Annotated in this window: 10 protein-coding genes and 1 pseudogene; 7 read left to right on the forward strand and 4 right to left on the reverse strand. The window is 74.4% G+C overall.

Going from position 1 to position 14,481, the window contains the following annotated elements; translation table 11 throughout:
• Positions 1-88 precede the first annotated feature (88 nt).
• From V6U88_RS01685 to valS, 6 genes and pseudogenes are all read left to right on the forward strand, one after another.
• The gene (locus V6U88_RS01685; RefSeq protein ID WP_334449261.1) at positions 89-1,585 is read left to right on the forward strand and encodes a DNA-3-methyladenine glycosylase 2 family protein; all 1,497 of its coding nucleotides are present in this window, start codon (positions 89-91) and stop codon (positions 1,583-1,585) included.
• A complete protein-coding gene (locus tag V6U88_RS01690; RefSeq protein WP_334449263.1) occupies positions 1,582-2,091 on the forward strand; it encodes a methylated-DNA--[protein]-cysteine S-methyltransferase in 510 nt (169 codons plus the stop codon). Before V6U88_RS01685 ends, V6U88_RS01690 begins: the two co-directional genes overlap by 4 nt.
• A 37-nt stretch (positions 2,092-2,128) precedes the next feature.
• Positions 2,129-3,933: pseudogene (locus V6U88_RS01695) on the forward strand (ABC transporter ATP-binding protein).
• On the forward strand, positions 3,930-5,804 hold the full coding sequence (locus tag V6U88_RS01700) for an ABC transporter ATP-binding protein (protein ID WP_334449264.1): 1,875 nt from the start codon (positions 3,930-3,932) through the stop codon (positions 5,802-5,804). The pseudogene V6U88_RS01695 and the gene V6U88_RS01700 overlap by 4 nt, the downstream one beginning before the upstream one ends.
• A gap of 210 nt (positions 5,805-6,014) precedes the next feature.
• A complete protein-coding gene (locus tag V6U88_RS01705; RefSeq protein WP_334449265.1) occupies positions 6,015-7,583 on the forward strand; it encodes a trypsin-like serine protease in 1,569 nt (522 codons plus the stop codon).
• A gap of 56 nt (positions 7,584-7,639) precedes the next feature.
• A complete protein-coding gene (gene valS, locus V6U88_RS01710) occupies positions 7,640-10,204 on the forward strand; it encodes a valine--tRNA ligase (RefSeq protein ID WP_334449266.1) in 2,565 nt (854 codons plus the stop codon).
• 48 nt (positions 10,205-10,252) lie between these two features.
• Here valS and V6U88_RS01715 read toward each other — a convergent pair whose 3' ends face one another.
• The 4 genes from V6U88_RS01715 to V6U88_RS01730 are packed head-to-tail and all read right to left on the reverse strand — an operon-like array spanning position 10,253 to position 13,707.
• Positions 10,253-10,963, reverse strand: coding sequence for an ABC transporter permease (locus tag V6U88_RS01715; protein ID WP_334449267.1), 711 nt, complete (start codon positions 10,961-10,963; stop codon positions 10,253-10,255).
• Entirely contained in the window at positions 10,963-11,922 is a 960-nt protein-coding gene (locus V6U88_RS01720) for an ABC transporter ATP-binding protein (RefSeq protein ID WP_334449269.1), read from the reverse strand. Before V6U88_RS01720 ends, V6U88_RS01715 begins: the two co-directional genes overlap by 1 nt.
• Entirely contained in the window at positions 11,919-12,800 is an 882-nt protein-coding gene (locus V6U88_RS01725; protein ID WP_334449272.1) for an ABC transporter permease, read from the reverse strand. Before V6U88_RS01725 ends, V6U88_RS01720 begins: the two co-directional genes overlap by 4 nt.
• Positions 12,793-13,707 (reverse strand): ABC transporter ATP-binding protein, encoded by a 915-nt coding sequence (locus V6U88_RS01730; RefSeq protein WP_334449274.1) that lies wholly within the window; start codon positions 13,705-13,707, stop codon positions 12,793-12,795. Before V6U88_RS01730 ends, V6U88_RS01725 begins: the two co-directional genes overlap by 8 nt.
• A 180-nt stretch (positions 13,708-13,887) precedes the next feature.
• Between V6U88_RS01730 and V6U88_RS01735 the strand changes: the two genes are divergently transcribed.
• Positions 13,888-14,466: a DM13 domain-containing protein gene (locus V6U88_RS01735; protein WP_334449275.1), complete on the forward strand. Its 579-nt coding sequence runs from the start codon at positions 13,888-13,890 to the stop codon at positions 14,464-14,466.
• Positions 14,467-14,481: the final 15 nt, after the last annotated feature.

The following is a 14,481-nucleotide window of genomic DNA, read 5'->3' on the forward strand; positions in this document are numbered from 1 at the left end:
GCACCTCGGCCCGGGGCGGCGGGCGTCACCACGCTCACGTCCGATTCCCGCGAGCCACCGGCACTGACCAGCGGGCATCATCGGTGGCGTGGAGTTGGACTTCGAACGGTGCTACCGGGCCGTGGACAGCCGTGACCAGCGCTTCGACGGCTGGTTCTACACCGGCGTGACCTCGACCGGGATCTACTGCCGGCCGTCCTGCCCGGCGATGACGCCGAAGCGGCAGAACGTCCGGTTCTTCCCGTCGGCCGCCGCCGCGCAGGGCGCCGGGCTGCGCGCCTGCCGCCGCTGCCGCCCGGACGCCGCGCCCGGCTCGCCGCAGTGGGACGTCCGGGCCGACGTGGTGGGGCGGGCCGTCCGGCTGATCGCCGACGGGGTGGTCGACCGGGACGGCGTACCGGGGCTGGCCACCCGCCTCGGCTACACCGAGCGGCACCTGCACCGGATGCTCCGCGCCGAGCTGGGCGCCGGCCCGCTGGCGCTGGCCCGGGCCCAGCGGGCGCAGACCGCCCGCACGCTGATCGAGACCACCGGGCTGGGCATGGCCGAGATCGCCTTCGCGGCCGGCTTCGGCAGCGTCCGGCAGTTCAACGACACGGTCCGCGAGGTGTACGGCACCGCCCCGTCGGAGCTGCGGGTGGCGCGGGGCGGTCGTCCGGTGCCGGGCGGCGCGGGGACGATCACGCTGCGGCTGGCGTACCGTCCGCCGCTGCACGCCGCCGCGCTGCTGGACTTCCTCGCCGTCCGCGCGCTGCCGGGCGTGGAGGAGGTACGCGACGGGACGTACCGCCGGGGGTTGCGACTGCCGCACGGCGCCGCGGAGGTGGCGCTGACCCCGGCGGCCGGGCACGTCTCGGCCACCCTGCGCCTGGCCGACATGCGGGACCTGGCCCCCGCGGTGGCCCGTTGCCGCCGCCTGCTCGACCTGGACGCGGACCCGCAGGCCGTCGACGAGACCCTCGCCGCCGACCCCGCCCTGGCCCCGGTGATCGCCGCCGAACCCGGCATCCGCGTCCCCCGCGCCGCCGACGGCTTCGAGGCGGCCGTACGCGCCATAGTCGGCCAGCAGATCTCCGTCCGCTCCGCCCGCACCACCCTCACCCGCCTCCTCACCCCCTCCCCCACCCCGCAGACCCCCGTCGATCATGAAGTTGACGGCGATGCCGATCTCCACGACTGCCGTCAACTTCATGATCGACAGGCGGAGCTGCGGGGGTTTCCGCGGGCGGAGGAGGTTGCGGAGCTGGGGGACGGGGCGTTCGGGATGCCGGTGGGGCGGCGGGAGACGGTGCGGGCGTTGGCGCGGGCCGTGGCGGCGGGGGAAATCGATCTTGAGGCGGGTGGGGATCGGGAGGAGGTCGTACGGCGGCTGACCGCGTTGCCGGGCATCGGGGCGTGGACGGCCGGCTACGTGGCCATGCGCGCCCTCGGCGACCCGGACGTCCTGCTCCCCACCGACCTCGCGGTACGCCGGGGCGCCGCCGCCCTCGGCCTGCCCACCGACCCGAAGACCCTCGAAACCCACGCCGAGCGCTGGCGCCCCTGGCGCTCGTACGCGGTGATCCGACTCTGGAGAGCAGCATGAGCATCGACAGCACCGTCATCGACACCCCCGTCGGCCCGCTGAGCGTCCTCGTCGATTCGGACGGGGCCGTCCGGGCGGCCGGCTTCACCCCGGCGCCGGAGGACCTGCTCCCGCTGGTGCACCCGAGCTTGCGCGGAACGCTGCGGCAGCGCGCCGACCTCGGCCCGGTCACCGTCGCCGTCCGCTCCTACCTGGACGGTGACCTGACCGCCATCGACGGGGTGCCGGTGCGGCAGCACAGCGGGGGTGCGTTCATGACCCACGCCTGGGAGGTGCTGCGCGAGGTGAAGCCGGGCGATCCGGTGACGTACACCGGGTTCGCCGGGCTGGCCGGGCGGCCCGCCGCCGTACGGGCGGCCGCCGCCGCCTGCGCCCGCAACGCCGCCGCCCTCTTCGTCCCCTGCCACCGGGTGCTGCGCACCGACGGGTCCCTCGGCGGCTACCGCTGGGGGCTCGATGTGAAGAACTGGCTTCTCGGTCACGAGCGGCGGTTGACGGCAAGCTGACAGCGGCGCGGCCGCAATCTGACGCTACCGTCGGGTAGTGCCCGCGCAGCGCGACGGCGACCCGACCCACCGGGTGCACGCCCGGCCGCGCCCGCTGCACAATCTCCGCCGGCTGCGCCGCTACCTGCGTCCCTACGCGGGCGAGTACTGCTGGCTGCTGCTCGCGGCGCTGGCCGCCACCGCGGCCGGCCTGGCGGTGCCGCTGGTGGTGCAGCGGGTCGTCGACGGCCCGATCGCCCGGCACGACGTGGACGGACTGCTCCGCCTCGGCGGCCTGGCCCTGCTGCTCGGGCTCGCCGAGGCGGTGCTCATCTTCATCCGCCGGTGGACCCAGTCCTCCTCGTCGGTGGGCATGGAGGCGGCCATCCGCGCCGACATCTACGCCCACCTGCAACGGCTGCCGGCCGGCTTCCACGACCGGTGGCAGTCCGGCCAACTGCTGTCCCGGGTCACCAGCGACCTGTCGGTGATCCGCCGGTTCCTCTCCTTCGGCCTGCTCTTCCTGGTGCTCAACCTGGTCACCTACCTGGCGGTGGTGGTGCTGCTGGTCCGGTTGCACGGCCCGCTGGGCCTGCTGGTGGCGGCCAGCGCGGTGCCGCTGTTCCTGATCAGCCGGCGGTTCGCCCGGCACTACCACGCCGCGTCCCGCCGGATGCAGGACCAGCAGGGTGACGTGGCCACCCTGGTCGAGGAGACCGCCCAGGGCCTGCGCACCATGAAGGCGTACGGGCGGGGGCCGGAGCTGGCCGCCCGGTTCGGCGCGCGGGCCCGGGCACTGCACGACACCGGCGTGGACAAGGCCCGGCTGCTGGCCCGCACCTCCGCGCTGTTCGACCTGGTGCCCAACCTGACCCTCGGGGTGGTGCTGGTCTGCGGGGCGGCGCTCGCCGCCCGGGGCGTGCTCACCATCGGGGAGCTGGTCGCCTTCGTCAGTTTGCAACTGATGCTGATCTGGCCGGTGCAGTCGCTGGGCTGGATCATCGCCAACGCCCAGGAGGCGGCGACCGCGGCCGACCGGATCCAGGAGGTGCTGGACACCCCGCCGTCGATCGTGGACGCCCCGCACGCGATCACGCTCGCCCCGGCGGCGGTCCACGGCCGGCTGCGCTTCGAGGGGGTCTCGTTCCGCTACCCCGGCGCCCCGGAGCCGGTGCTGCGCGAGATCGAGCTGACCATCGAGCCGGGCGAGACGCTGGCGCTGGTCGGCGCGACCGGCAGCGGCAAGAGCACCCTGCTCTCCCTGGCCCCCGGCTGCACGAGGTGACCGGCGGGCGGATCACTTTGGACGGGCACGACCTGCGCGACCTGCGGCTGGCCTCGCTGCGCCGGCTGGTCGGGGTGGCCTTCGAGGAGCCGACGCTCTTCTCCATGTCGGTCTGGGAGAACCTCACCCTGGGCCGCCCCGACGCCGACGAGGAGGAGGTCCGGGCCGCGCTGGCGCTGGCCCAGGCCGACTTCGCGTACGACCTGCCGTGGGGGCTGGCCACCCGGGTCGGCGAGCAGGGGCTGTCGCTCTCCGGCGGGCAGCGGCAGCGGCTGGCGCTGGCCCGGGCGGTGCTCGGCCGCCCCGCGCTGCTCGTGCTCGACGACCCGCTCTCCGCGCTCGACGTGCACACCGAGGCGCTGGTCGAGGGGGCGCTGAAGCGGGTGCTGCGGGACAGCACCGCGCTGCTGGTGGTGCACCGCCCGTCGACCGTCGCGCTGGCCGACCGGGTGGCGTTGCTGGACGGGGGCCGGATCGCCGCCGTGGGGCGGCACTCCGAACTGCTCGCCACCGTGCCGGCGTACCGGGCGGTGCTCTCCGCCGAGCCGTCCTCCGCCCAGGGCCTGGTGCGCTCGTGACGCCCCGGCTGCCTCGGCAGCGGGCGGAGCCACCCGAGGAGTCCCGCTGGCGGGGGCTGGCCACCGACCCGGACGCCGACCGCAGTCGCGCCGAGGACACCGCACCCGAGGCGGTGGCCCGGCTGCGCGCCCGCAGCCGGGTGCTGCTGCGCGAGCTGCTGCGCCCGCACCGGGGTCGGCTGGGCCTGGCCGTGACCCTGCTGCTCGCGCAGAACGCCGCCGCCATGTCCGGGCCGTACCTGGTCATGCTCGGCATCGACCGGGCCATCGCGCCGCTGCGGGCCGGCGACGCCCGCCCGCTGGCCGCCGTCGCCGCCGCCTTCGTCGTCGCGGCCGTGACCGAGTACGCCGCCCGGCGCGGCTTCCTCACCCTCTCCGCGCGGATCGGCCAGGCCGTCCTGCTGGAGCTGCGCCGCCGGGTGTACGGGCACTTCCTGCGCCTGTCGGTGGGCTTCCACGAGCGCTACACCTCCGGTCGGGTGGTCTCCCGGCTCACCAGCGACCTGGAATCCATCGCCGAGCTGGTGGACGGGGGCGCCGACAGCCTGGTGACCGCCGCGCTGTCGGTGCTCTCCGTGGCCGCCATCCTGCTCTGGCTGGACCTGCCGCTGGCCGCGGTGACCCTGCTCGCCTTCCCCTTCCTCTATCTGCTGTCCCGCTGGTTCGCCCGCGCCTCGGCCGACGCGTACCGGCGTAGCCGGGAGGCGGTGGCACTGGTCATCGTCCACTTCGTCGAGTCGCTGCGCGGCATCCGCGCGGTGCAGGCGTACCGCCGCGAGCCGCGCAACCAGCAGATCTTCGGGGCGGTCAACGACGGGTACCGGCGGGCGAACCTCCGGGCGTTCCGGCTGATCGCCACGTACTCGCCGGGGATCAAGGTGATCGGCAACGTCACCGTGGCGGTGGTGCTCGGCTACGGCGGCTGGCGGGTGCTCGGCGGCGCGACGGAGGTGGGGGTGCTCGCCGCCTTCCTGCTCTACCTGCGCCGCTTCTTCGAGCCGATGCAGGAGCTGAGCCAGTTCTACAACTCGTTGCAGTCGGCGACGGCGGCGCTGGAGAAGCTGGCCGGGGTCCTCGACGAGCGGCCCGACGTGCCGGAACCGGCGCGGCCGGTGCCGCTGCCGGCCGGGCCGGGGCGCGGGGCGGTGGCGTTCCGCTCGGTCTCCTTCGGCTACCGGCCGGGCACCCCGATCCTGGTCGGGCTGGACCTGCACGTGCCGGCCGGGCAGACGGTCGCGTTGATCGGACCGACCGGCGCGGGCAAGTCCACCGTCGCCAAGCTGCTGGCCCGCTTCCACGACCCGGACAGCGGCACCGTCGAGCTGGACGGGGTCGACCTGCGCGACCTGGCCGACCCGGAGCTGCGCCGCGCGGTGGTGCTGGTGACCCAGGAGAACCACCTGTTCAACGGCACGGTGGCGGAGAACGTCCGGTTCGGCCGCCCGGACGCCGACGACGCGGCGGTGGAGGCCGCCGCGCGCGCGATCGGCGCGCACGACTTCATCGCCGCGCTCCCCGACGGGTACGCCACCGAGGTGCACCGGCGCGGTGGTCGGCTCTCGGCCGGGCAGCGGCAGCTCGTCGCGTTCGCCCGGGCGTTTCTGGCCGACCCGCGGGTGCTGATCCTGGACGAGGCGACCTCGTCGCTGGACGTGCCTACCGAGCGGCTGGTGCAGCGGGCGCTCGCCACCGTGCTGCGGGACCGCACCGCGCTGGTGATCGCGCACCGGCTCTCCACCGTGGAGACCGCCGACCGGGTGCTGGTCCTCGACGGCGGCCGGGTGGTGGAGGACGGCACGCCGGCCCGGCTCGCCGCCGACGGCGGCCGGTACGCCGCCCTGCACCGGCAGTGGCGCGACTCGCTGGTCTGACCGGTGCGGTCGTCGCGTGCCGGCTCCCGCCGACGTGCCGTGGCGGACGCCGGCCCGCCGGTCGCCCCGGGCGCCGCCCTCGCGAAGGGGGCGACCCGTGGGCCGGCCGCCCCGCTAGACTGCCGCTCGTCGATCGGCCCGGCGATCGCCCGTGGGCGACGTGCGGTGGAGACCGGTCGGGCACCGCCGAACACACGGGGAGGTTGCGGCGTGAGAATTCGACGACGGATGGTTGTCGCGGCAGCGTTGGTGGTCAGCACGGTGGGCGCGGGGACGGTCGCGCTGGCCCGGGAGGGCGACGCCGGTCCGGCGCCGGCCGCCGCGACGGTGGGCACGGAGCGCGCCGCCGTGGCCGCCCCGGCGGACGCGCCGCCCAGCGCGGACAGCGGCATCGGCAGCCGCGCCGGCGCCCCGCGCTCCACCGTGCAGGCACGCCCGGTCACGGCCGTCGCGCGGCCCGTCAAGGAGGTGGCGAAGGACGCCCCGGCCTCGGTGAGCTACCTGAGCGACCGCTACCGGATCACCTCGGACGAGGCGGCCCGTCGGGTCGCCCTCCAGGAGCTCTCCGCGCCGCTCGCGACCACCCTCGCCGCGACGTACCCCGCCGAATACGCCGGCATGTGGCTGGACCAGGCCGGCGGCGGGGTCCTCACCATCGCGGCCACCGACCCGGCCCCGGTCGCGAAGGCGGTCGCCGGGGTGCCGGACGCCGCCCACGTCAAGGTCGTCCCGGTGCGCCACTCGCTGCGCGAACTCACCGAGGCGGCGACCCGCGTGGCCGGCGCGCTCGGCGTGACCGCCGGCACCGACGTGGTGGTCGACGAGCAGGCCAACGAGGTCCTGGTCCTCACCGGGAACGCGGTCGCGGCGGACGACGCCCGGCTGGCCGGCGCGATCGAGGCCGCCGGGGTGCCGGCCCGGACCCGGCAGCTCCCGCCCTCGATCGAGAAGGCGTGCGACCCGCGCTACTGCGCCCAGGCGCCGATGCGCGGCGGCATCCGGCTGGACGTGCCCCGGGACGACAACACGGTCGGCGGCTGCACCAGCGGCTTCAACCTGCGGGCAAAGTCCGGGCGGTACTACGTGCTCACCGCCGGGCACTGCGTGGTCGGCGGCCGGCACCAGCTCGTCGACCGGACCTGGCACCAGTTCCTCGGACCGAAGGTGCCGGTCGGCGTGGAGTCCACCAGCCCGGTGGTCGCCGAGAACACCACCACCCACGACTACGCGGTGATCCCGTACCAGGACCGCGCGATCGACCGGTGGGCCTACCCGCGGCGGAGCGGCGGTGACCAGGCCAGCCTGGTCAACTACTGGTGCGTGACCGACAACCCGGCCTGCGCCACCAGCCGCGACGTGAAGATCACCGGATACACCCCCTACAGCGCGGTGCAGGTCGGTTGGGTCGTCTGCGCGACCGGCTCGGCCTACACCCCCAAGGCGGGCGAGGTGTACGTCGACTCCGGGGCGGGCGCCGGTTACGTTCCCGGCACCCGCTGCGGCACCGTCACCAGCAAGACCAACGGCCGCATCAACGTGCGGGTCTGCGCCCGCCCCGGTGACAGCGGCGGCCCGCTCTTCACCGAGTCCGACGGCCGGGCGCTCGGCATCCTGAACGACGGCGACCCGGGCAGCGGCGCCTGCACCAACCCGAACGAGCAGAACTTCTACATGCCGGTCTCCACCATCCTGGACCGGGTGAACGCCAACACCGGCCTCGGCATCCAGCTCGCCACCCGCGGCCCGCTGCTCGACCCGATCGGCTCCACGAACCGTTAGGCGACACCGGCGGATAAGCCGTGGGCAGGTCGACGCGGGCTGCCTACCATCGACGGATGACTGATACGGCGAGGACGGCCCGCGCCGGCGTCCCCGAGCGTCCGACCCTGGACGGGCTCGAGGAGACCTGGGCGCGCCACTGGCAGGAGGAGGGCACGTACGCGTTCGACCGCTCGAAGGAGCGGTCGGACGTGTACGCGATCGACACCCCGCCGCCGACCGTATCGGGCGAGCTGCACATGGGGCACGTCTTCTCGTACACCCACACCGACATGGTGGCCCGGTTCCAGCGGATGCGCGGCCGGACGGTCTTCTACCCGATGGGCTGGGACGACAACGGCCTGCCCACCGAGCGCCGGGTGCAGAACGTGTACGGGGTGCGCTGCGACCCGTCGCTGCCGTACGACCCGCACTGGCAACCGCCGGCGACCCCGGTGAGCGAGGAGCGGCGCAAGGACCCGACGCCGATCGACCGGCGCAACTTCGTGGCGCTGTGCGAGCGGCTGACCGCCGCCGACGAGCAGGTCTTCGAGGCGCTGTGGCGGCGGCTCGGGCTGTCGGTGGACTGGTCCCTGACGTACACGACGATCGGGCGGGTGGCGCGGGCGACGAGCCAGCGGGCGTTCCTGCGCAACCTCGCTCGGGGCGAGGCGTACCAGGCGGAGGCGCCGACGCTCTGGGACGTCGGCTTCGCCACCGCCGTGGCCCAGGCGGAGCTGGAGGACCGGGAGCGGCCGGGGGCGTACCACCGGCTGCGGTTCACCGGGCCGGGCGGGCGCGAGGTGCTGATCGACACCACCCGGCCGGAGCTGCTGCCGGCCTGCGTGGCGCTGGTCTGCCACCCCGACGACGAGCGGTACGCGGACCTGGTGGGCACGCTCGTGCGTACCCCGGTCTTCGCAGTCGAGGTGCCGGTGCGCGCGCACCCGCTGGCGGACCCGGCCAAGGGCACCGGCATCGCGATGGTCTGCACCTTCGGCGACCTGACGGACGTGACCTGGTGGCGGGAGCTGCAACTGGACACCCGGGTGGTGATCGGCCGGGAGGGCCGGCTGCTGCCCGAGCCGCCGGCCGGGGTGCCGGCCGAGCCGTACGCGGCCCTGGCCTGGCAGACCGTCAACGGCGCCCGGCGGACGCTGGTCGGCATGCTCGCCGACGCCGGCGACCTGGTCGGCGAGCCGCGCGAGATCACCCACCCGGTGAAGTTCTACGAACGCGGCGACCGGCCACTGGAGATCGTCTCGACCCGGCAGTGGTACCTGCGCAACGGCGGCCGGGACGCCGACCTGCGGGAGGCGCTGCTGGCCCGGGGCGGTGAGCTGCGCTGGGTGCCGGAGCACATGAAGCACCGGTACGACCACTGGGTGGGCGGGCTGACCGGTGACTGGCTGGTCAGTCGGCAGCGCTTCTTCGGCGTGCCGGTGCCGGTGTGGTACCGGCTCGACGACGCTGGCGAGCCGGACTGGTCCCACCCTCTCACACCGGACGAGGCGATGTTGCCGGTCGATCCGTCCAGCGATCCGGCACCCGGGTTCGACGAGTCGCAGCGCGGCCTGCCGGGTGGCTTCGTCGGCGACCCGGACGTGCTGGACACCTGGGCCACCTCCTCGCTGACCCCGCAGATCGTCGGCGGATGGGAGACCGACCCGGACCTGTTCGGCCGGGTCTTCCCGATGGACCTGCGCCCGCAGGGGCAGGAGATCATCCGGACCTGGCTCTTCGCCACGGTGGTCCGCGCCCACCTGGAGCAGGGCGTGCTGCCCTGGCGCGACGCGGTGCTCTCCGGCTGGATCCTCGACCCGGACCGCAAGAAGATGTCCAAGTCCAAGGGGAACGTGGTCACCCCGATGGGGCTGCTGGAGCAGCACGGCTCCGACGCGGTGCGGTACTGGGCGGCCAACGGCAAGCCGGGCATGGACCTGGCCTTCGACCCGGCGCAGATCAAGGTGGGCAGGCGGCTCGCCACCAAGCTGCTCAACGCCTCCCGCTTCGCCCTGGGGCTGGGCGCCGCGGACGCGTTGCGCGCCCCGGCGACCGCGCCGCTGGACACCGCCATGCTCGCCGAGCTCTCCGGCGTGGTCGCCACCGCGACCACCGCCTTCGACTCCTACGACCACACGGCGGCGTTGCAGGCCACCGAGGCCTTCTTCTGGCGGTTCTGCGACGACTACATCGAGCTGGTGAAGGAGCGCGCCTACGGCTCCGGGCCGGGGGCCGAGTCGGCGCGGGCGGCCCTGGCCACCGCGCTCTCGGTGCAGCTGCGGCTCTTCGCCCCGGTCCTGCCGTACGTGACCGAGGAGGTCTGGTCCTGGTGGCGGTACGGCTCGGTGCACCGGGCCACCTGGCCGACCACGTACGAGGTGGGGCGGGCGGTCCAGGGTCCGGCCGAGCCGCAGCTGCTGCGGCTGGCCGGGGACGCGCTCGGCCAGGTGCGCCGGGCCAAGTCGGAGCGGAAGCTGTCCATGAAGGCGGAGGTGCCGCTGGCCGAGGCGCTCGGCCCGGCCGCCCTGCTGGAGCAGCTCACCGTCATCGCCGACGACGTCCGGGCGGCGGGCCGCATCGCCAAGCTCGACCTGCTCCCGGACCGCACCCCGGAACTCGTCATCGCCTGCGCCTTCTGACCCGCCCGCCCCGCCCCGCTTCGGCGGGGCGGGGCGGGTGCGCTGCGGTCAGCTCGTTTCGCCAGCCATGCTGAAGGAGCGGAGGCGGTCGATCGCCAGCACCGTGAAGCCGACCGCGACGACGGCGGTCAGCACCGCCGCGACCGGCACGGAGACGGTGGTGGAGAGCAGGTCGGTGGGGGCCATCCGGTCGGCCATCGCCACCACCCACTGCTGGACCGAGAGCACCTTGGTGCCGCTGACGAAGTTGCCCAGCAGCCCCTCCCAGATCAGCACGTAGACCAGTCCGAGCAGGACCGGCCGCCGGGTGAGCAGGCTCAGCGCCAGGAACAGCGCCGAGTACGCCAGCGCGCCGAGCGCCGACGCCGCGGCGAGGGCCAGCCCGAGGCGTACCGAATCGGCGAGCACGCCCGCGACGAAGATCGGCACGGCGATGGTGGCCGCACTGACCACGGTGGCCACCGCGAGCTTCGGCAGCACGATCTGCCAGCGCGGCAGCGGCTTGGTGAGGATGTGCACCACCGTGCCGTCGTCGATCTCGGCCCCCAGCACACCGGTGCCCACGATCAGGGCGACCACCGGCAGCACCACGGCCAGGCCGAGGCCGACCAGCACCGGCGGACCCCAGTCACTCGGCTGGACCCCCAGCGACCGGCAGAGCATCGCCAGCCCCAGCAGCAGGAGCGGCAACGGCAGCAGGATCAGGAACCGGCGCCGGCCGAACAGCCCGCGCGCGGTGATCCAGGAAACGGTCGACATCAGGCCTCCACCAGGTAGGAGAAGACGCTCTCCAGGGACTCGTCCTCGGGCAGCAGCTGCCGGACCCGGACGCCGTGGGCCAGCGCGATCTTCGGCAGCGCCCGGGTGAAGGCGCCGTAGTCGCCGGCCTTGACGGTCAGGCCGGTGCGGTCCAGCTCGACGCCGGTGACCGAGGGCTCGGCCATCAGCGCGACGGCCAACGCCCGGTCGTCCGTGGAGCGGACGGTGAACACGTGCGGCCGGTTGGTCATCAGCCGGCGGATGGTCCGGAAGTCCCCGGAGGCGGCGAGCCGGCCGGCCACCATCACCTGCACGGTGCCGGAGACCTGCTCGACCTCCTCCAGGATGTGGGAGCTGAACAGGATGGTCCGGCCGGCGTCACCCAGGGAGTGCAGCAGCCCCATCATGTGCAGCCGCTGGCGCGGGTCCATGCCGTTGAACGGCTCGTCGAGCAGCAGCACCTGCGGGTCGTGCACCAGGGCCGCGGCGACCCGGGCCCGCTGCCGCATGCCCTTGGAGTACGTCCCGATCCGCCGGTCCTGCGCCCCCTCCAGCTCGACCAGGGCGATCGCCCGTCGGGCCGCCGCCGCCGGGTCGGGCAGCCGGTGCAGCTTCGCGCTGGCCAGCACGAACTCGTACGCGGTGAGGAAGGTGTGCACCGCCTCCCGCTCGCTGACCAGCCCGAGCCGGCGGTAGACCTCCGGGTGGCGCCAGGTCGGCTCCCCGTCGAGGGTGACCCGGCCCCGGGACGGGGCGAGGAAGCCGGCCATCATGTGCAGCAGCGTGGTCTTGCCGGCCCCGTTCGGGCCGAGCAGGCCGGTCACCCCGGGGCCCAGCCGCATGGTGACGTCGTTGACCGCCACCACGTTGCCGTACCAGCGGGACACGCCGGCGAGGTCGAGGGTGCTGGTGGGCGCGGTCGGGGCGCTCGCCCGGGTATCGGCGCTGATCGTGGTCATCGGGCGGCCACCTTCCGGTATCGCAGCAGCAGCAGGGCGACGCAGGCGGCGACGAGCAGCACGGCGGCGAGGGCGTAGACCGGGCCGAAGTCGCCGATGCCCGGCCCGCCCTGCTCCTCGGTGATCAGCAGGTCGCCCAGCGACCAGATGCCGACCCCCTGCACGATGGTGGACGGCGAGCCGAGTCCGGCCAGCTCGTTGACCGTGCGGGACGGCAGGATGGACAGGGTGCCGACGATCGGGGTGGTCATCAGGAAGACCGCCACGATCCCGCCGGCCGCGAACGCCCGCTTGCCGGTGAGCGAGGCGACCAGCAGACCGACCGAGGCGAAGACGACCGCCCAGAGGCCCGCGTAGAGCAGCCCCGGCAGCAGGTCGAGCAGTTCGTTCCAGACGCCGCGCATCCCGTCGCCGGTGGTGAACGCCGCGCCGAGGAACATCACCAGCTGGGGCGCGCCGAGCAGCAGCCAGAGCGCGCTGATCAGGGCCAGCAGCTTGGCCAGGGCGTAGTCGCCGCGGGGCAGCGGCCGGGAGAAGTACAGCGGCAGCACGCCGCTGCGCAGGTCGCGGGAGACCAGCTCCGGCGCGGCCACCGCGGCGAAGAAGATGACCAGCCAGCTCATCGAGTCGGCGAACTGGGCGTACGTCATCACCACCTCGCCGATCTGGCTGCGGACCGCGGTGGCGCCGGCCGCCACCAGGGTGACAATGCCGACCACCAGCCAGGGGAAGATCTTGGCCTTGGCGCTGCGGCCCAGCCCGAAGGCGGTCCGCACGCCGTGCAGGTAGAGCGCGCCGAAGACGTGCCGGCGGCCGAGCCGGGGGCCGGTGTAGCGCTGGTAGCCGATGTCGTGGATGACGCCGGTCGGCTCAGACATGGCTGGGCTCCCTCGTGGCGAAGAGTTCGGCCACCCGGTGCCGGCGCTGGTCGAGCCGGTGCAGCGGCAGGTCCAGCTCGGCGACCGCGCCGAGGATCAGGTCGTAGGTGGCCTCGTCGGCGAGCGGGACGAGCAGCATCCGGCCGTCGCGGGTGACCGGCAGGTCGAGCGCGGTGAGCCGGGTGGCCAACTCGTCCGTACCCTCGCTGACCTCGACGGCGAGCACGTCGGTGGCCGAGGTCATGGCGGCGATCGGGCCGGCGCGCAGCAGCCGGCCGCCGTCGATGGCGACCAGGGTGTCGCAGATCCGCTCCACCTCGCCGAGCAGGTGCGAGCAGACCAGCACGGAGATGCCGAACTCGGTGCCGATGCGGTGCACCAGGGCGAGCATGTCGTCCCGGCCGGCCGGGTCGAGGCCGTTGGTCGGTTCGTCGAGCAGGAGCAGGTCCGGGTCGTGCACCAGGGCCTGGGCCAGCTTGACGCGCTGCTTCATGCCGGTGGAGTAGCCGCCGACCGGGCGGTAGCGCTCCTCGTAGAGGCCGACGTGCCGCAGCGCCTCGGACGCCCGTTCGCGGGCCGTCGTCCGGGGCAGGCCGCTGATCCGGCCGAGGTGGGTGACCAGCTCGGCGGCGGAGAGGTCGGGCGGCAGCGCGTCGTGCTCGGGCATGTATCCCACCCGGGCGCGCACCGCCGCGGGGTCGGTGGTCGGGTCGAGGCCGAGCACGCAGACTCGACCGCTGGTCGGGGCGAGCAGGCCCAGCAGGATCTTGATCAGGGTCGACTTGCCGGCGCCGTTCGCGCCCACCAGGCCGACGATCCCGGGCTCCACCGCGACGGTCAGGTCGGCCAACGCGGTGACCCGACCTCCGTACGTCTTGGTCAGCGACTCGGTCGCTATCAGTGTCACGCCCGTCAGCGTAGGAAGGGGATGCCCGTGCGGGTATCAGGAATCGCCCGGGGTCGCCCCTGAGAACCCGTCCGGGTGACCCGCCGGGTTCCCCTCCCCCGCAGCGCGCGGGGTGCCGGTAAGGGTTTCGTAACCCGGCGGCGGGGTGACCGGTCGGCCCGGACCGGACAGACTGGACCCGTGCTCACCCGCCTGTTGCGTACGCCGTTGACCTGGGCCGCCGTCGTCGTCCTCGCCGCCGGGGCGGCCGTCGGGCTCTGGTGGTTCCAACCCTGGAAGGCGGTCACCGACAACCGGGTCGACGAGCGGCTGTCCGAGGTGGACGTGGCCACCCCGCCGTCGGCCGGTCCCCCGCCGACTGAGGGTGCGACCCCGGCCGGGCCGACGGCGACCCCGGCGGGGCCGACGCTGGTCAGCCGGGGCGAGTTCGTCACCCACGAGCACGACACCTCGGGCACCGCCCGGATCATCCGCGCCGCCGACGGGCGCCACCGGCTGGAACTGGTGGGCCTGGCCACCTCCAACGGCCCCGACCTGCGGGTCTGGCTGACCGACCAGCCGGTACGCGCCGGTCGCGCCGGCTGGGGCGTCTTCGACGACGGCAGGTGGGTGGAGCTGGGCCGGCTCAAGGGCAACCGGGGCGACCAGGCGTACGACATCCCGAAGGGCACCGACCTGGCCGGACTGACCAGCGTGTCGATCTGGTGCAAGCGGTTCTCGGTGTCGTTCGGAGCCGCCCCGCTGGCCCCGACCGGCTGAGGCGTGACCACCCTC

The sequence above is a fragment of the Micromonospora sp. CPCC 205739 genome (assembly GCF_036906795.1).
In the GTDB taxonomy this organism is placed as follows: domain Bacteria; phylum Actinomycetota; class Actinomycetes; order Mycobacteriales; family Micromonosporaceae; genus Micromonospora.

Coding starts and splice junctions, on each gene's coding strand:
- V6U88_RS01690 (WP_334449263.1), top strand. CDS start 1,582: ATGAGCATCGACAGCACCGTCATCGACACCCCCGTCGGCCCGCTGAGC.
- V6U88_RS01725 (WP_334449272.1), bottom strand. CDS start 12,800: ATGTCTGAGCCGACCGGCGTCATCCACGACATCGGCTACCAGCGCTAC.
- V6U88_RS01720 (WP_334449269.1), bottom strand. CDS start 11,922: ATGACCACGATCAGCGCCGATACCCGGGCGAGCGCCCCGACCGCGCCC.
- valS (WP_334449266.1), top strand. CDS start 7,640: ATGACTGATACGGCGAGGACGGCCCGCGCCGGCGTCCCCGAGCGTCCG.
- V6U88_RS01715 (WP_334449267.1), bottom strand. CDS start 10,963: ATGTCGACCGTTTCCTGGATCACCGCGCGCGGGCTGTTCGGCCGGCGC.